The sequence below is a fragment of the Bradyrhizobium sp. LCT2 genome (genome assembly GCF_009931255.1).
GTDB classification, from domain to species: Bacteria; Pseudomonadota; Alphaproteobacteria; order Rhizobiales; family Xanthobacteraceae; genus Bradyrhizobium; species Bradyrhizobium diazoefficiens.
In genome coordinates, this window is sequence record NZ_CP034432.1 from 5,478,490 (window position 1) to 5,495,133 (window position 16,644).

14 protein-coding genes and 2 pseudogenes are annotated in these 16,644 nt (G+C 66.1%); 12 read left to right on the plus strand and 4 right to left on the minus strand.

The window, feature by feature from the left end:
• Positions 1-30: 30 nt before the first annotated feature.
• The 3 genes from EI171_RS26275 to EI171_RS26285 form a co-directional block, all read right to left on the minus strand.
• Positions 31-1,365, minus strand: coding sequence for a dicarboxylate/amino acid:cation symporter (locus EI171_RS26275; protein ID WP_011087071.1), 1,335 nt, complete (start codon positions 1,363-1,365; stop codon positions 31-33).
• 84 nt (positions 1,366-1,449) lie between these two features.
• Positions 1,450-2,007 (minus strand): biotin transporter BioY, encoded by a 558-nt coding sequence (locus EI171_RS26280; RefSeq protein ID WP_011087070.1) that lies wholly within the window; start codon positions 2,005-2,007, stop codon positions 1,450-1,452.
• Between the two features lie 90 nt (positions 2,008-2,097).
• On the minus strand, positions 2,098-3,285 hold the full coding sequence (locus tag EI171_RS26285) for a pyridoxal phosphate-dependent aminotransferase (protein ID WP_028171231.1): 1,188 nt from the start codon (positions 3,283-3,285) through the stop codon (positions 2,098-2,100).
• 204 nt (positions 3,286-3,489) lie between these two features.
• Between EI171_RS26285 and EI171_RS26290 the strand changes: the two genes are divergently transcribed.
• The 10 genes and pseudogenes from EI171_RS26290 (at position 3,490) to aat (ending at position 13,343) form a co-directional block, all read left to right on the plus strand.
• Entirely contained in the window at positions 3,490-4,890 is a 1,401-nt protein-coding gene (locus tag EI171_RS26290; RefSeq protein ID WP_011087068.1) for a M48 family metalloprotease, read from the plus strand.
• Between the two features lie 94 nt (positions 4,891-4,984).
• Positions 4,985-5,752, plus strand: a complete 768-nt coding sequence (locus EI171_RS26295; RefSeq protein ID WP_011087067.1) for a DsbA family protein — start codon at positions 4,985-4,987, stop codon at positions 5,750-5,752.
• Positions 5,753-5,960: 208 nt separating this feature from the next.
• Positions 5,961-6,806: a DUF1236 domain-containing protein gene (locus EI171_RS26300; RefSeq protein ID WP_060911829.1), complete on the plus strand. Its 846-nt coding sequence runs from the start codon at positions 5,961-5,963 to the stop codon at positions 6,804-6,806.
• Between the two features lie 226 nt (positions 6,807-7,032).
• A pseudogene (aroQ, locus tag EI171_RS26305) lies at positions 7,033-7,499 on the plus strand (type II 3-dehydroquinate dehydratase).
• Positions 7,500-7,535: 36 nt separating this feature from the next.
• On the plus strand, positions 7,536-8,027 hold the full coding sequence (gene accB / locus EI171_RS26310) for an acetyl-CoA carboxylase biotin carboxyl carrier protein (RefSeq protein WP_028171229.1): 492 nt from the start codon (positions 7,536-7,538) through the stop codon (positions 8,025-8,027).
• Between the two features lie 59 nt (positions 8,028-8,086).
• A complete protein-coding gene (gene accC / locus EI171_RS26315) occupies positions 8,087-9,445 on the plus strand; it encodes an acetyl-CoA carboxylase biotin carboxylase subunit (RefSeq protein WP_011087063.1) in 1,359 nt (452 codons plus the stop codon).
• A gap of 104 nt (positions 9,446-9,549) precedes the next feature.
• Complete coding sequence (locus tag EI171_RS26320) at positions 9,550-11,067, plus strand: CHASE3 domain-containing protein (RefSeq protein WP_028171227.1); 1,518 nt, start codon at positions 9,550-9,552, stop codon at positions 11,065-11,067.
• Positions 11,064-11,504 (plus strand): response regulator, encoded by a 441-nt coding sequence (locus EI171_RS26325; RefSeq protein WP_011087061.1) that lies wholly within the window; start codon positions 11,064-11,066, stop codon positions 11,502-11,504. The genes EI171_RS26320 and EI171_RS26325 overlap by 4 nt, the downstream gene beginning before the upstream one ends.
• Entirely contained in the window at positions 11,501-12,616 is a 1,116-nt protein-coding gene (locus EI171_RS26330; RefSeq protein WP_110116079.1) for a sensor histidine kinase, read from the plus strand. The genes EI171_RS26325 and EI171_RS26330 overlap by 4 nt, the downstream gene beginning before the upstream one ends.
• Before the next feature lie 47 nt (positions 12,617-12,663).
• Positions 12,664-13,343, plus strand: a pseudogene (gene aat / locus EI171_RS26335) (leucyl/phenylalanyl-tRNA--protein transferase).
• Between the two features lie 12 nt (positions 13,344-13,355).
• Here aat and EI171_RS26340 read toward each other — a convergent pair.
• On the minus strand, positions 13,356-14,393 hold the full coding sequence (locus EI171_RS26340) for a DUF2155 domain-containing protein (protein ID WP_161535074.1): 1,038 nt from the start codon (positions 14,391-14,393) through the stop codon (positions 13,356-13,358).
• 209 nt (positions 14,394-14,602) lie between these two features.
• On the opposite strand from EI171_RS26340, the gene EI171_RS26345 reads away from it, so the two are divergent.
• Both EI171_RS26345 and EI171_RS26350 read left to right on the plus strand, forming a co-directional pair.
• A complete protein-coding gene (locus EI171_RS26345) occupies positions 14,603-15,550 on the plus strand; it encodes an alpha/beta hydrolase (RefSeq protein WP_161535075.1) in 948 nt (315 codons plus the stop codon).
• Positions 15,551-15,564: 14 nt separating this feature from the next.
• Positions 15,565-16,572 (plus strand): Na+-dependent transporter, encoded by a 1,008-nt coding sequence (locus EI171_RS26350; RefSeq protein WP_161535076.1) that lies wholly within the window; start codon positions 15,565-15,567, stop codon positions 16,570-16,572.
• The last annotated feature ends 72 nt before the right edge of the window (positions 16,573-16,644 follow it).

The window sequence follows — 16,644 nt, forward strand, 5'->3', positions numbered from 1 at the left end:
CGCTCAGCGCCGCCGTCGGCAGCCTGCAGATCAGTCCGTCGTGATCGCCGTTTCCATGTCGGTCGGATCGATCTGCCGGCTCAGCCCCGCGTTGAGCTTGTCGCGGTCGAGCTCACCCTCCCACCAGGCGACGATCACGCAGGCCACGCCGTTGCCGCAGAGATTGGTCAGCGCGCGGCATTCGCTCATGAACTTGTCGATGCCGAGCACGATCGCCATGCCCGGCACGAGGCGCGGATCGACCACGGCAAGCGTCGCGGCCAGCGTGATGAAGCCGGCACCGGTGATGCCGGAGGCGCCCTTCGACGTCAGCATCGCCACGACCAGGATCGTGAGCTGCTGACCGAAGGAGAGATCGAAACCGAGTGCCTGCGCGATGAACAGCGTCGCCAGCGTCATGTAGATGTTGGTACCGTCCAGATTGAACGAGTAGCCCGTGGGCACCACGAGGCCGACCACCGACTTGGAGCAGCCGAGCCGTTCCAGCTTCTCCATCAAGGATGGCAGCGCGCTTTCCGACGACGAGGTGCCGAGCACGATCAGGAGCTCGTCCTTGATGTAGGCCAGGAACTTGAAGATCGAGAAGCCGGCCAGGCGCGCGATGATGCCGAGCACGACGAACACGAACAGCGCGGCCGTGACGTAGAAGGTCGCGATCAGCCCGATCAAATTGAGGATCGCACCGGTGCCGAACTTGCCGATGGTGTAGGCCATCGCGCCGAACGCACCGATCGGCGCCGCGCGCATCACGATGGAGATGACGCCGAACACCGCGTGCGCGGCATCGTCGATGAACGAGCGGATCGTGTGGCCGCGCTCACCGAGGCTCATGATCGCGAAGCCGAACAGCACCGAGAACAGCAGCACCTGGAGGATCTCGCCTTGGGCGAAGGCGCCGACCACGGTGTCCGGAATGATGTGCAGCACGAAGTCGACGGACTTCTGTCCGGCGGCCTGCTTGGCGTAGGTCGCAACGGCCGCCTCGTTTGCCGCCGCGTTGCCGAAGCCCGCGCCCGGCCTCACCAGGTTGCCGATGATGAGTCCGATCACCAGGGCGAAGGTCGAGACGACCTCGAAATAGACCAGCGCCTTGACGCCGATGCGTCCGACCTTCTTGGCGTCCTGGATGTGGGCGATGCCCGAGACAACGGTGCAGAAGATGATCGGGGCGATCACCATCTTGATCAGCTTGATGAAGCCGTCGCCGAGCGCCTTGATCCAGTCGTTGGTGGCAACCGTCGGCCAGAGCCAGCCGACGATGGCGCCGAGCACGATGGCGATCAGCACTTGGACGTAAAGAACCTTGTACCACGGCTTGGCAGCAGCCGGCGCGACCGGCGTCCCCGCCATCGTTGTCGTTGTCATTGTTTCACTCCCCCTCGAAACGCCGGGCCAGCCAAGATCAACTTGGCCGGCCCTGTCAATTGGAACTGCTCGTTCTTGCGCGCTTTACCCGCGGCGATCGACGATCCGGCGAGCCGCCGGCATCAGCGTCGCGCCCAGCGCGTTCTTGACCAGCGAGGCCGCGATGAACGGCGCCAGGCCGACCTGCCAGGCCTTGGACGCGCCAAGACCGAGGCCAAAGGCCAGCCAGCCGAACCCGGCGGCCAGAATGACGATATGGCCGACGGCCATCGCGGCAAACAGCAACACCACGCTGCGATCCCAGCCGCGCTCGGCGAGCCAGCCGGTCACGAAGGCCGCAGCGATGAAGCCGAACAGATAGCCAGCGGTCGGGCCGACCAGCGGCGCAATTCCACCCACGGGACCTGCGAATACCGGCAGGCCGAGCGCGCCCTCGGCGAGGTAGGCGATCATGGTTGCGCTGCCAAGGCGCCAGCCATAGGCCGCGCCGATCATCAGCACCACCAGCGTCTGCAACGTCATGGGGACGTAAGGCAGCGGCAGGTTCACCTTGGCCGACAGCGCCAGCAGCGCCGTGCCGAGCGCGACCAGCACGAAGGCGCGCAGTGCCCCCACGGTTTCACCAGGCCGGGTCGGCCACATCAATGCGGCGAGAGAAGAATGCGGTGCAGCAGCGGACGGGACAGATCGGTCAGACAAGATGAACTCCGGAGGTGGGACGAAAACTTCCGGCTATTTAAGCCAGTGAGCGATCCGGTCAACGGCCTCCCGCATCTCCGCCGCCGAACGCGCATAAGAGAACCGGATGAACGAGCGGCCATGGATGGGATCGAAATCGAGGCCCGGCGTTGCCGCGACATGGGCCTGTTCCAGCATCTGCTTGGCGAACTCGAAACTGTCGGAGGTGAAGTCCGAGACATCGGCATAGAGATAGAAGGCGCCGTCGGCCGGCAGGAACCTGGTGAGGCCGGCCTTGGGCAATCCCTCGATCAGGATGCGCCGGTTTTCCTGATAGCCGTGCTTGATCTCCTCCATTTCGGCCGCGCCGTCGAAGGCGGCCTCGGCCGCGATCTGCGACAGCGACGGCACCGAGATCGACAGGTTCTGCTGCAGCCGCTCGATCGGCCGCACCAGGATCTCCGGCACGACCATCCAGCCGACGCGCCAGCCCGTCATGCAAAAATACTTCGAGAACGAGTTGATCACGAGTGCGTGGTCCGACAGCGCCGCCGCCGTCACCGCCGGAAACGCATAGTCGAGCCCGTGATAGATCTCGTCCGAGATGAAGCGGATCTTGGCGTCTTCGGCCGCCGCGATCAGGCCGGACAGCGCCTCGCGGGACATCATCGTTCCCGTCGGATTGGCGGGGCTGCCGACCAGCACACCCTTCAGCGGCGCCTTGCGATGGGCGGCAAGCAGCGCCTCGCCGGTGAGCGCGTGACGCGTCTCGTTCGTGGTCTCGATCAGCACCGGCTCGCAGCCGAGCGCGGTGAGGATGTGGCGGTACGGCGGATAGCCCGGCACCGTCACGGCGACGCGGTCGCCAGGCTCGAACATCGACAGGAAGGCGAGGATGAAGCCGCCCGAGGAGCCCGTCGTCACCACGATCCGCTCGGCGCTGACGTCACAGCCATGGGCATCGCGATAGTGCCGCGCGATGCGCTCGCGCAGGCTGGGGATGCCGAGCGCGGAGGTATAATCGATCCGTCCCGCCTCGAGCGCCGCGTGAGCGGCCGCAATCGCGGTCTTCGGCGCGCCGGCCGCGGGCTGGCCGACCTCCATATGGATGACATGGCCCCCGGCGGCCTCGATTCGGGCCGCCGCGGCCATCACGTCCATGACCATGAACGGGGGAACATCGCTACGGCGGGAGGGCTCGAGCCACTGCCCCAACCGGTTCCTCAATGTCGCATCGTGCATCGATTTCTGCTATTTCGCTGGCGGACCGGCCCGTCCGGTCCGGGAAACGGGGCGCTTGCGCCCCAGACTGGCCGCATTGTACGGCTCATAAGGGGTAAGGCTCATAGGCCATATCGCGTATCCGGTCCGCCGCCAATCGCCAAGACCAATCACGAAACTGCTTGCCAAGATCTCTTGCCAAGACCGCTTGACCAAGACCGCTTGATGTTGCTCCAGATCGCATTGCGCAAAAAGGCCTCCGCCCTCACCGCCGTCGTCACCGCCGCGGCGATCGCTTTGCTGCCGCTCCCGGCGGCGCAGGCACAGCAGAAGGGCCCGCCGGTCCTGCGCGACACCGAGACCGAGCAGTTGCTGCGCGAATATACCCGCCCGATCCTGCGCGCCGCCGGTCTGGAGAAGCAGAACATCCAGATGGTGATCATCAACGACGGCTCGTTCAACGCGTTCGTCGCGGACGGCCGCCGCATCTTCGTCAATTACGGCGCGATCCTCCAATCGGAAACGCCGAACCAGATCATCGGCGTGCTCGCGCACGAGACCGGGCATCTGGCCGGCGGCCATCTGTCCAAGCTGCGTGAGCAGCTCGCCAGCGCGCAGACCCAGATGATCATCGCGATGCTGCTCGGCGCCGGCGCGATCGCCGCAGGCAGCGCCCGCGGCGGCAACGCCGGCAACAACGGCCTCGCCAATGCCGGCGCGGCCGCGATCGCCGGACCGCAGGAGATGATCCGCCGCACGCTGTTGTCCTATCAGCGCCAGCAGGAGGAGAACGCCGACCGCGCCGGCGTGAAATTCCTGACCGCGACCCAGCAGTCGCCGAAGGGCATGTACGAGACGTTCAAGCGCTTCACCAGCGAGAGCCTGTTCGCAGCGCGCGGCGCCGATCCCTATCTCCAGTCGCACCCGATGCCCGCCGAACGCGTCGCCTCGCTCCAGGAGTTCGCCAGCTCCAGCCCCTATTGGGACAAGAAGGACGATCCCGCACTCCAGCTCCGCCACGATATGGTGCGCGCCAAGATCTCCGCCTTCATGGAGCGGCCGGAGACGGTGTACCGTCGCTATCCCCAGACCAACGACAGCTTGCCGGCACGCTATGCCCGCGCCATCAGCACCTATCTGCACGGCGATCTGCGCAGCGCGCTCGCCCAGATCGACGCACTGATCCAGGTCCAGCCGAACAACCCGTACTTCTACGAGGTGCGCGGCCAGGCCCTGCTCGAGAGCGGCAAGCCGGCCGAGGCGATCCCTGCCCTGCGCAAGGCCGTCGCGCTATCGAGCAACTCGCCCCTCATCGAGATGTTACTTGGGCAGGCTCTGGTTGGAACCGATAATAAGGCCTACACCGACGATGCCGTTCGGATTCTCCGCGCCGCGGTGGCGCGGGAGCCCGAGGCGCCGCTCGGCTATACCCAGCTCGCGATGGCCTATGGCCGGAAGGGAGATTATGCCGAGGCGGATCTCGCGTCGGCGCAGGCCGCCTACTTGCGCGGCGACAACAAGACCGCCCGCGAGCTCGCCACGCGCGCGAAAACCCGTTTCGCCGTCGGCACGCCCGGATGGGTCAAGGCCGACGACATCGTGGCAGCCAAGCCGCCGCGCAACTAGCCAGAACGACGCCAGACACCACGACGTCACGACACCGAGCCTTGAGCCCGCCGGGACGTTTTCCGAAACCTGCTTTGGATAAGAGGATTTGCCTATGCCTTCGCTGCGTCTGCTTGCTCCCGCGCTGTTTGCGCTCGCCATGTTCGGCGCAGCCGCGCCCGCGTCGGCCGACAGCTTCTCCGATGCCCAGCGCACCGACATCGAGGCGATCATCAAGAACTACCTCGTCACCCATCCCGAGGTGCTCGAGGAGGCGATGACCGAGCTCAGCAAGCGCCAGGCCGCGGCGGAAACCCAGAAGCACGAGGCCAGCATCGCGCAGAACGCGGACGCGATCTTCAACTCGCCGCGCCAGGTCGTGCTCGGCAACAAGGAGGGCGACGTCACCTTCGTCGAGTTCTTCGACTACAATTGCGGCTACTGCAAACGCGCGATGGGCGACATGCTCGATCTCATGAAGAGCGATCCGAAGCTGAAGGTCGTGCTGAAGGAGTTTCCGGTGCTGAGCCAGGGCTCCGTCGAGGCCGCCCAGGTCGCCGTCGCCGTGCGCATGCAGGATCCCACCGGCAAGAAATATCTCGACTTCCACCAGAAGCTGCTCGGCGGCCGCGGCGCGGCCGACAAGGCACGCGCGCTGCAGGCGGCCAAGGAGGCCGGACTCGACACCGCGAAAATCGAGAAGGATCTCGCCAGCCCCGAGGTGCGCGCCACCATCGAGGAGAACTTTAAGCTCGCCGAGGCGATGGGCATGAACGGCACGCCGAGCTACGTGATCGGCAAGCAGATCGTGATTGGCGCCATCGGTCTCGAAGGCCTCAAGGAGAAGATCGGCGTTGCCCGCTGCGGCAAGGCAACCTGCTGATCACGCGCTTCACAACTCACGCACGCAACGAGGCCGGCTGAAAAGCCGGCCTTTTTGCTGCGCCAAACAATGGCGCGATCCGGCACAATCATTCATCCGGCGTTCAACAAACAAATGCCGCGGAACCGCCGATGTTCCGGAACAACCGATATCTCCTTTCGTTGTTGGCGCGGGCAATGACGCAAATAAACACGTGAGGAGAATCTAAATGTTGAACCGCTTTATGATCTCTGTTGCCGCGCTTGCACTCGTCGCCGGCACCGGACTGGCGAACGCACAGGGCACCATGAACCGCGAGAGCGGCGGCGCCGGCGCGCAGCCCGCGCAGCAAACACAGCCGTCGGGCGGTGCGGCCGAGCGTGGCTCCATGGGCAAGGACTCTGTGACGAAGGAAAAGGGCACCGTCGGTCAGGCTGGCGGCGCCAGCGCCTCGAAGCCGGGTGCGGCCGCGGAAGACAAGGCGCCCGGCGCGATGAAGGACGAGCGCCCGGGCGGCGCGATGCACAAGAACGCCGCCGAGGACAAGGCCGGCGCGACCAAGGGCCAGCGTACCGACGAACGTGCGCAGGGTCAGATGGACAAGTCGCAGCAGGACAAGTCCAAGAGCATGAGCCAGGATACGACCAAGTCCGGCACCAAGGACCACAAGGACATGAAGGCTGAGGACAACAAGGCCGGCACGTCCACCAAGAGCAATGCCGAGAACCGCCCAGGCTCGGGCACCTCGACCGACATGAAGGCCGAGGGCAAGAGTTCGACCTCGTCCTCGACGACGGTCGGCCAGGCCGGCGCTGCCGCCAAGCTCTCGACCGAGCAGCGGACCCAGATCACGTCCGTGATCCGCGAGGAGCGCGTGGCCCCCGTGACCAACGTGAACTTCTCGATCGCGGTCGGCACCCGCGTGCCGCGCGAGGGTATCGAGCTGCATGCCCTGCCGTCCCGCGTCGTGTCGATCTATCCGGAGTGGCGCAGCTACCGCTACGTGCTGGTCCGCGAGCAGATCGTGATCATCGATCCGAATACCTATGAGATCGTCGCGATCCTCGACGTCTAAGGCCGGATGACGGCAACCTCAGGGGCGGGCAGCGATGCCCGCCCCTTTGCGTTCGGCCGACAGCCATGCTTTTGACTGGTTAACAAGCAATTTCCGTAGCTTCCGCACAGGTTTTTGCACCCCGGATGAGGTGCCTGAAGGCCTCTGGGAGGTCCTTCAAGGCTTCCCCTAGGGCGCTTTGTTACCTATAACCCCGCCACGCCGAAACACCTCTTGCGGGATTGGAATGGCCGAACCAGCAACCGACACGATCCTCGTTCTCAACGGGCCGAACCTCAACATGTTGGGGACGCGCGAGCCCGAAAAGTATGGTCACGCGACCTTGGCCGACGTCGAGGCGCTGTGCCGGGAGACGGCGGCATCATTCGGTCTCAAGGCCGACTGCCGTCAATCCAACCGCGAGGGCGAGTTGATCGACTTCATCCACGAAGCGCATGCGCGCAAGATGAAGGGCATCATCATCAATGCCGGCGGCTATTCGCACACCTCGATCGCCCTGCACGATGCGCTGCTCGCTGTGCAGATCCCGACGGTCGAAGTGCACGTGACCAACATCCACGCCCGCGAGAGCTTCCGTCATCACTCCTACACGCGCGCGCGGCCTTCGCCTCGCTCTGCGGTTTCGGCATCGAGGGCTACCGCCTCGCCATCCAGGGCCTTGCCGCCAAGCTCGGCCTCAAGCCCAAAGCCTGACGCTCCCTCCCCACACAGAACATTCGGATCAAGAACATGGCGCGCCAGCCAGACGACAAAGCAGCCGCAAAGTTTTCCAGCGAGGATTCCGCGCTCGTCCGCGAGCTCGCCCTGCTGCTCGATGAGACCAGCCTCACCGAGATCGAGATCGAGCGCGCGGGCCTGCGCCTGCGCGTCGCCCGCAACATCAGCGTTGCCGCGACCATGCCGATGCCCGTCGCTGCCGCTGCCGCCGGCCTGCCGGTGGCCACGGCCGCGCCCGCTGTTGCCGCGGCGGCCGACCTGTCGAAGCATCCCGGCGCCGTCACCTCGCCGATGGTCGGCACCGCCTACTGGGCGCCGGAGCCCGGCGCCAAGCCGTTCATCGAGGTCGGCAGCAAGGTCTCGGTCGGTCAGACGCTGCTGATCATCGAAGCCATGAAGACCATGAACCAGATCCCCTCGTTGCGCGCCGGCACGGTGACGCAGATCCTGGTCGAGGACGGCCAGCCGGTCGAGTTCGGTGAGCCGCTCGTCATCATTGAGTAACGGCCAGGGCAGCTCAGCTGCCCCCGTCGCATTTCGCGCGCCAGTCCCTTAAGGACATCATGTTCGACAAGATCCTCATAGCCAATCGCGGCGAGATCGCCCTTCGCATCCTCAGGGCCTGCAAGGAGCTCGGGATCGCGACCGTCGCTGTGCACTCCACCGCCGACGCCGACGCGATGCATGTACGCCTGTCGGATGAGAGCGTGTGCATCGGACCGCCGCCGTCCAAGGACAGCTATCTCAATGTGCCCGCGCTGCTCGCGGCCTGCGAGATCACCGGGGCGGACGCCGTGCATCCCGGCTACGGCTTCCTGTCCGAGAACGCGCGCTTCGCGGAAATCCTCTCCGAGCACAATCTGCATTTCATCGGCCCCAAGGCCGAGCATATCCGCCTGATGGGCGACAAGATCGAGGCCAAGAAGACCGCCAAGAAACTCGGCATCCCCGTGGTGCCCGGCTCCGACGGCGCGGTCGGTCCCGACGACGATGCGCTGGGGATCGCCAGGAAGATCGGCTTCCCGGTGCTGGTGAAGGCGGCGGCGGGCGGCGGTGGCCGCGGCATGAAGGTCGCGCACAGCGAGGCCGACCTCCTGATGGCGCTGTCGACGGCGGCCAATGAGGCCAAATCCGCCTTCGGCGATGCGTCCGTCTACCTCGAAAAATATCTCCAGAAGCCGCGCCATATCGAGATCCAGATCCTCGGCGACGGCCGCGGCGGCGCGATCCATCTCGGTGAGCGCGATTGCTCGCTGCAGCGCCGCCACCAGAAGGTCTGGGAGGAAGGCCCCTCGCCCGTCCTCTCCGCCGCCGCGCGCGCCAAGATCGGCGAGACCTGTGCGAAGGCGATGCGCGAGATGAAATATCTCGGCGTCGGCACCATCGAGTTCCTGTTCGAGGACGGCGAGTTCTACTTCATCGAGATGAACACCCGCATCCAGGTCGAGCATCCCGTCACCGAGAGCATCACCGACATCGACCTCGTGCTGGAGCAGATCCGCATCGCCGCCGGCGGCGAGCTGCCGGCGAGGCAGGAGGAAGTCCAGGTCATCGGCCACGCGATCGAATGCCGCATCAACGCCGAAAATCCGGTGACCTTCCGCCCCTCGCCCGGCCGGATCCTGCAATATCATCCGCCCGGGGGCCTCGGCGTCCGGATCGATTCCGCCGTCTATCAGGGCTACACGATCCCGCCTTATTACGACTCGCTCGTCGGCAAGCTGATCGTGCACGGCAAGACGCGCGCCGAATGCCTGATGCGGCTGCGCCGGGCGCTGGACGAAATGGTGGTCGAAGGCATCGAGACCACGCTGCCGCTGTTCCGCGCGCTGGTGCGCGAAGACGACATCATCAACGGCGACTACCACATCCACTGGCTGGAGCAGTACCTGGCCGGCAAGGCGGAACCCGCTGCGAAATAGTCTTCCCGCCCCGTGGAACCCTCTCGCCCCAATCGCGTTCTGGACGGTTGGGCAGTTCCAAGGGGGCGTTTTGAACTCCACCGGCGTAACAGGGCGAGACCGTCGTGACCGCTGAGGCGCAGCGGCGGCGCGCATTTTGGCAGATCCTGCTGTTCGCTGCGGGCCTTCTGGTGCTGACCGTGATCAGCGCCGGCTCCGTCTATCTGGTCAACAAGGCGCGGGAAGACAGCAAATCGGTCGTCCACACCATCGAGGTGGAGAACCAGATCAACACCCTGCTGCTCGAAGTCCGACGCGCCGAGAGCAGCGCCCGCGGCTTTCTCCTGACGCAGGGACCGGATTTCCAGTCGGATCACGAGAAGGCCGTTGCAGCGATCATTCCGGCGCTCGACAAGCTCACGCGGCAGATCGGCGACAATCCGGCGCAACGCGACAGCATCGAGAAGCTGAGCGCGGCGATTGAGACCCGGCTCGACCAGTTCTCGCGCGAGATGAATTTCGTGAAGCAGGGTCAACCCGACAAGGCCACGGCGCTGATCCGCGAGGCCGCCGCCGGCAACACCACAACCACGATCAGCAACCTGGCCAACGCGATGACCCGCGAAGAGGAACGACTGTTCCGGATTCGCACCGCCAACTCCGACCAGAGCCAGACGCTGGCCGCGTCGATGACCGGCATCGGCTCCGGCCTCGTCGTGGTGCTGGCCCTGATCTCGATCTGGCTGGTGCGGCGCTCGGCCCGCGCCCGTGACGAGGCCGAAATGCGCCTGCGCGATGCCAACGTCAACCTGGAGACCGTCGTCGACGAGCGTACGGCAGACCTGCGCGAAGCCAACAACGAAATCCAGCGCTTTGCCTATATCGTCAGCCACGATTTGCGCTCGCCGCTCGTCAACATCATGGGCTTCACCAGCGAACTCGAAGAACTCGGCGGCGACATTTTCCGCCGCATCGGCAGCCTTACCCGCGTCCCGGCCGACGGGCCACCCCTGGCCCCCGGCGAGATCGCGCTCGAAGGCCCCGACCAGCAGCTTTCAGCGGACTTCTCCGAGGCGCTCGGCTTCATCAAATCGTCGATCGCCAAGATGGACCGGCTGATCTCGGCGATCCTCAACCTCACCCGCGAGGGCCGGCGCGAATTCCAGCCGGAGAAGATCGACATCCGCGAGTTTGTCGAGGCCATCGTGTCGACACTGGCGCATCAGGCGGTGGAAGCGCAGGCCGAGATCCACATCGCGCCCCTGCCGAATATCGTCAGCGACCGCCTTGCGCTGGAGCAGATATTCTCCAATCTGATCGACAACGCGATCAAATATCTCAAGAGCGGGGAGCCCGGAGAGATCAGAATTCGCGGGCGCACCAAGCTCGGCTACGCTATCTTCGAGATCAGCGACAACGGCCGCGGCATCGATCCAAAAGATCATCAGCGGATTTTCGACCTGTTCCGGCGCGCGGGAACCCAGGACAAGCCCGGACAGGGCATAGGTCTTGCACATGTGCGTGCACTTGTGCGCCGTCTCGGCGGCACCATGTCGGTATCGTCGGAACTGAACGCGGGCAGCACATTCACGATCACGCTGCCCGTCGCCTGGAACGCCAGCAACCGGAACGTAGATCGATGACGCAGCCTGTTACCATCATCATGATCGAGGACGACGAGGGGCACGCCCGGCTGATCGAGCGCAACATCCGTCGCTCCGGCGTCAACAACGAGATCATCCCGTTCGGCAACGGCACCGACGCGATGAGACACCTGTTCGGCGCCGACGGCAGCGGGCTTTCCCAGAAGGGAAATGCCCTCCTGATCCTGCTCGACCTCAACCTGCCCGACATGAGCGGGATCGACATTTTGAAGCAGATCAAGGAAAACAGTCATCTCAAGGCATCGCCCGTAGTCGTCCTCACGACCACAGACGACTCCCAGGAGATCAAGCGCTGCTACGAGCTCGGCTGCAACGTCTACATCACCAAACCCGTCAACTACGAGAATTTCGCCAACGCCATCCGGCAACTCGGGCTGTTCTTCTCGGTCATCCAGGTCCCGCCCGCCGCCACATGAACCAGAGAACGCCGACACTGCTGTATATCGACGACGACGACGCGCTCGCGCGCCTGGTCGACCGCGGCCTGACGCGGCGCGGCTACAGGGTCGTTCATGCCGCGAGCGGCGAGGAAGGCCTCGAGCACATCCGCCGCGCCGGCGCCCAGGACAGCATCGAAAGCGGCATCGACGTCGTTGCGCTCGACCAGTACATGCCGGGTCTCGACGGCCTCGAGACGCTGGAGCAGATCATGGCGATCCCGGGCGCCCCACCCGTGGTGTTCGTCACCGCCTCGCAGGATTCCAGCATCGCGGTCACCGCGCTGAAGGCGGGCGCGGCCGATTACCTCGTCAAGGACGTCAAGGGCGACTTCATCCCCCTGCTTCACGTCGCGGCGGAGGGCGCGCTGCGCCAGGCCGAATTGCAGAATGCGCGCGAGGAGGCCGAAGCCGAGATCCACGCCTCGCGCGACCGCTATGCCGCGCTCGCCGCCGAGCGCGAGATGCTGCTGCGCGAGGTCAATCACCGCGTCGGCAATTCGCTCCAGATCATCGCCTCGCTGCTGCATCTTCAGGCGAGCTCCGCCGGGCAGGAAGAGGTCAAGGCCGCGCTGACCAACGCGATGGGCCGCGTCGCCGCGGTCGCGCAGGTGCACCGCCGCCTCTACACCTCGCAGGACCTCAAGAGCGTCGTCCTGAACCAGTACCTGGACTCGCTGCTCGAGGACCTGCGCCGTTCGGCCGAAGGTAACCGGATGTCGCGCCTGACGCTGAAGGCCGAGCCGATCGAGATCGATCCGGACCGCGCGGTCGCCGTCGGCATCATCGTCAACGAGCTGGTGATGAACGCGGTGAAATACGCCTATCCCGACGGGGCCGGCCCGATCCATGTCGAGCTGACCCTGCAGGGCGAGAATCTGCTGCTGGCGATTGCCGATGACGGCGTCGGCGACAACGTCAAGGCCGATCCGCGCTCCACCGGCATGGGCCAGCGCATCGTTGCGGCCATGGCCACCAAGCTCGACGCCTCGGTCGAGCGCGATCCCGCCCACAGCGGAACCCGCATCTTGCTGAGGTTCCCCCGCATACCCGTCGCGCCCGGCAAGAGCAACAGCGCCGCCGCGAGCTGACCCGCGCCCCCATCGCAACCGCATTGCGATCCTGCTATTGTTGCACCATGACTTCGCGCGACTCCGCTTCGTCTGAAATTACGCCGGCCGTGCTGCTGCGCGCCTATGCCTGCGGCATCTTTCCGATGGCCGAGAGCGCCGACGATCCGACCCTGTTCTGGGTCGAGCCGGAATTGCGCGGCGTCATCCCGCTCGGCGGCTTCCGCGTGGCCTCGCGGCTCGCGCGCACCGTGCGCTCGGATGGGTTTCGCGTGACCGTCAACACCGCGTTCAAGGCCACGATTGCCGGCTGCGCCGCGCCGCAGGCCGGGCGCGAGGACACCTGGATCAACAAGCGCATCCGCGACCTCTATAGTGGCCTGTTCGAGCTCGGCCATTGCCACAGCGTCGAGGCCTGGCAGGGCGACGACCTCGTCGGTGGGCTCTACGGCGTGAGCCTGGGACGCGCCTTCTTCGGCGAGAGCATGTTTCACACCGCGCGCGATGCCTCGAAGGTCGCGCTGGTGCACCTGGTCGCGCGGCTCATCCATGGCGGTTTCGAGCTGCTCGACACGCAATATGTCACCGAGCATCTGAAGAACTTCGGTGCGGTCGAGATTCCGCGGCGCGCTACACCGCGCTGCTCGACAAGGCGCTGGCGGGCGAGCCCGGCGATTTCCTCAAGCTCTCGCCCGGCGAGGCGATCCCGGGCGCTCGCGCGCTCGAGATCATCGCCTCGCGGCAATAGTCGATAGCCGGCTTAGCGGCCGAATCCGGGGATACCGAACAGGCCTGGCCGCTGCTCCGGTGGCGGGGGCGGCGGCGGTGCCGGTTGCTGCTGCTGGATCGGCGGCAATGGCTGCGGCGGACGCTGCTGCACGGCCTGCTTGGGCGCGGCCTTCTTCTGCGCGGGCGGCGGCGGCGCAGCCGGCTTGGTCGCGGGATCCGGTGCAGCCGTCGCAATGGTCTGCTGCGGCTCTTTGCAGTCGGTCAGCCAGATGTCGTAGATCGGATGCTCGACGCCGTGCAGGCCGGGGCTTGCCGCGTACATCCAGCCCGAAAAAATCCGCTTCACCTCGCCCTGCAAGGTGATCTCGTCGACTTCGACGAAGGCGTCGGTGTTGGCGGCTTCCGTCGCCGGCCTAGTGTAGCAGGCATCGGTCTTGACGCGCAGCGCGCCGAACTGGACGGTCTCGCCGATATCCTCGTCGAAATTGATGATGCGTCCGGTGATCTTGTCGAGGCCGGAGAAGGTCGCCTTCTTGTTCACGATCTTCTGGGCCGGCGGCTCGGTCACGACCTCGTCGCCCGGCTGCAGGCTCGCCGGCGTCTGCGGCACGGCACCGCCCGGCCCGCCCTTCTGCTGGGGCTGGCGCTGACCGGGCGCGCCCGGCTGGGGGGCGCCTGGCGGCGCGACCGCCACGGGCGGCTGGTTCGGCGGAGCGACGGTGGAGCCTGGCGGCGGCGCCAAAGGCTGGGTCTCGACCGGCCCCGGCATGACATTGCCCTGACGTCCGGGCGGCGGCGCCATCGGACGCGATGGCAGCACGCGGCCCTGCGGCGGCAGCTCGGGGACCTCCTCGTCGTCGTCGGGCACCTGCGGCTGCGGCTGTCCGCGCGGAATGCTGCCGGGCGGCCGCAGCGGCGGCGGATCGGAGAAGATCGTGCCGATCTGCGCCTGTGAGGGCGTCGCAGCCGTGAGCGCAGTGGCGGCAAGAAGCGCCGCAAGACCTGTCAGGGTAAGGGTTCGAACCATCTTCTCGCGCGGCTTCAACAGCGAATCGGGCTTGCTGGACATTCTACAGGGGATACCGCCGCTCGCAGGCCATCCGGTTAACACGCCGAATACGGCGGGGAAAGGGCGGCATTCCTGCCCTGCCCGGCCCCGGCTGGCCAGACCGCCGGCCGAATGGGATAGTCGGACGACCCTTCCCCGGGGGCCGAGGCGGGTCCCGCCCCCCGAACACGCCGTCCAACGATAAACAGAAGCCCCAAGGTCGCTCCCCCATGCCCGTTGTGCTCGATCCCGATGCCGCCGCCGTCTACATGGCCTTCCAGGAGGCCGGCCGCCCCGCCTACGAGACCCTGACCGCAGCGGAAGCGCGCGCCTATTACGCCCAGGCGCGCTTTGCCACCAACCCCGAGCCGCCCGAACTTGCCCGCGTTGCTCCGCTGGCGATCCCGGCGCCGCACGGCACCATCCCGGCCCGCATCTACGTGCCGAAGGACCCGCGCCGGCACGACGGCCTGTCGCCGGCGCTGGTGTTCTTCCATGGCGGCGGCTGGGTGATCGGCGATCTCGACTCCCATGACGTCGTCTGCCGCCAGCTTGCCGTCGAAGCCGCGCTGATCGTGATCTCGGTCGACTACCGCCTCGCGCCCGAGCACAAATTTCCCGCCGCGGCCGATGATGCGATCGCCGCGACCAAATGGATCGCCGCGAATGCGCGCGAGCTCGGCATCGACGCCTCCCGTCTCTCGATCGGCGGCGACAGCGCCGGCGGCAATCTCGCCGCGGTCGTCGCGCTCGCGGCGCGCGATGGCAACGGCCCTGCGATCGCCGGCCAGATCCTCATCTACCCGGCCGTCGATTTCGCCATGACGCACGGCTCCCACAGCGAGCCCGAGACCAGCGTGCTGCTGACCCATTCGGTGATCTGGTGGTTCCGCGACCATTACCTCAACGGCACCGCCGACATCCACGACTGGCGCGCCTCGCCGGCGCGCGCGGAAAACCTTGCCGGCCTGCCGCCGGCCTATGTGCTGACCGCCGGCGCCGATCCCCTGCGCGACGAAGGCGACGAATATGCCGCGCGCCTGAAGCAGGCCGGCGTCAGCGTGACCTACAAGCACTTTCCCGGCCAATTCCATGGCTTCTTCACCATGGGCAAGTTGTTGCGAGAGGCCAATGTCGCGGTCAGCGAGATCGGCGTGTGGTTGAAGGGATTGGGCTGACGACGCCGTTGCGCATGGCTTCCAATCTTCAAACGATCTTCGCCATTCCCCTGCGCGGGCTGACATGGCTCGGCGACCAGGGCACGCGCGCCGTGGCGGCCATCGCCTTCATCGCGGTTGCGGTGCCGCCGCTCGGCGCGCTGCTGCGCCCCTACGTCACCGAAGCGATCTTCCTTCTGCTCTGCATCTCCTTCATGCGGGTCGACCTGGCGGCGCTCTACGGACATCTGCGCCGGCCGGCCCTGGTCGCGGCCGCCACGGCCTGGACCACGATCGGCGTGCCGCTGATCGTCGGGCTGCTCGCACATGTAAGCGGGCTCGACAGAAGCTCGCCCGGCCTCTTCCTCGCGCTGATGCTGCAGGGCATGGCCTCGCCGATGATGGCCGCCCCGGCGCTCGCAGCGCTCATGGGTCTCGATGCGACGCTTCCCCTGGTCGCGCTGGTGACCGCCACCGCGCTGGTGCCTTTCACGGCCTCGTTGTTCGCAAGCCTGTTTCTCGGCGGCATGCTCAGCATCTCGCCGCTCACGCTCGGCCTGAAGCTGCTCGGCATCCTCGCGGCATCGCTGCTGGCCGCGACCGTCATCCGCCGCCTGTTCGGCACTGAGACGATCCAGCGCCACAAGCGTCCGACCGACGGCATCAACATCGTCATCCTGCTGGTGTTCGCCTCGGCGGTGATGGGCGACGTCGCAACCGACTTCCTCGCCGCCCCCCTGTTCACGATCGGTGTCGCGCTGCTCGCCTTCGCGGTCTATTTCACCCTGCTCACCGTCACGACGCTGATCTTCCGCCGCGTCGGCTATGAGCGCGCCTTCGCGATCGGCCTGATGGTGTCACAGCGCAATCTCGGGCTGATGCTGGCCGCGACCGCGGGCGCACTGCCGGCCACAACCTGGCTCTACTTCGCGCTCACGCAGTTTCCAATTCATCTTGCGCCCTACCTGCTGACGCCGATCGCGCGCCGGCTGACGGCACACGCAGGTACCTCCGGCCGGGCAGCTGCAGATAGCCCGACCTAGGCATGTGCTCATAGATCGGGGATGTCTGCTTTCGAGGGGAACGGGACAGGCGGTTCCACTCTCGGAACTTCA

Bases quoted from the DNA above. Each gene is read 5' to 3' on its own strand.
- EI171_RS26325 (WP_011087061.1), top strand. From the start codon at position 11,064: ATGACGCAGCCTGTTACCATCATCATGATCGAGGACGACGAGGGGCAC.
- EI171_RS26345 (WP_161535075.1), top strand. From the start codon at position 14,603: ATGCCCGTTGTGCTCGATCCCGATGCCGCCGCCGTCTACATGGCCTTC.
- accC (WP_011087063.1), top strand. From the start codon at position 8,087: ATGTTCGACAAGATCCTCATAGCCAATCGCGGCGAGATCGCCCTTCGC.
- accB (WP_028171229.1), top strand. From the start codon at position 7,536: ATGGCGCGCCAGCCAGACGACAAAGCAGCCGCAAAGTTTTCCAGCGAG.
- EI171_RS26340 (WP_161535074.1), bottom strand. From the start codon at position 14,393: ATGTCCAGCAAGCCCGATTCGCTGTTGAAGCCGCGCGAGAAGATGGTT.
- EI171_RS26295 (WP_011087067.1), top strand. From the start codon at position 4,985: ATGCCTTCGCTGCGTCTGCTTGCTCCCGCGCTGTTTGCGCTCGCCATG.
- EI171_RS26275 (WP_011087071.1), bottom strand. From the start codon at position 1,365: ATGACAACGACAACGATGGCGGGGACGCCGGTCGCGCCGGCTGCTGCC.
- EI171_RS26330 (WP_110116079.1), top strand. From the start codon at position 11,501: ATGAACCAGAGAACGCCGACACTGCTGTATATCGACGACGACGACGCG.
- EI171_RS26290 (WP_011087068.1), top strand. From the start codon at position 3,490: ATGTTGCTCCAGATCGCATTGCGCAAAAAGGCCTCCGCCCTCACCGCC.
- EI171_RS26300 (WP_060911829.1), top strand. From the start codon at position 5,961: ATGTTGAACCGCTTTATGATCTCTGTTGCCGCGCTTGCACTCGTCGCC.
- EI171_RS26350 (WP_161535076.1), top strand. From the start codon at position 15,565: ATGGCTTCCAATCTTCAAACGATCTTCGCCATTCCCCTGCGCGGGCTG.
- EI171_RS26285 (WP_028171231.1), bottom strand. From the start codon at position 3,285: ATGCACGATGCGACATTGAGGAACCGGTTGGGGCAGTGGCTCGAGCCC.
- EI171_RS26280 (WP_011087070.1), bottom strand. From the start codon at position 2,007: ATGTGGCCGACCCGGCCTGGTGAAACCGTGGGGGCACTGCGCGCCTTC.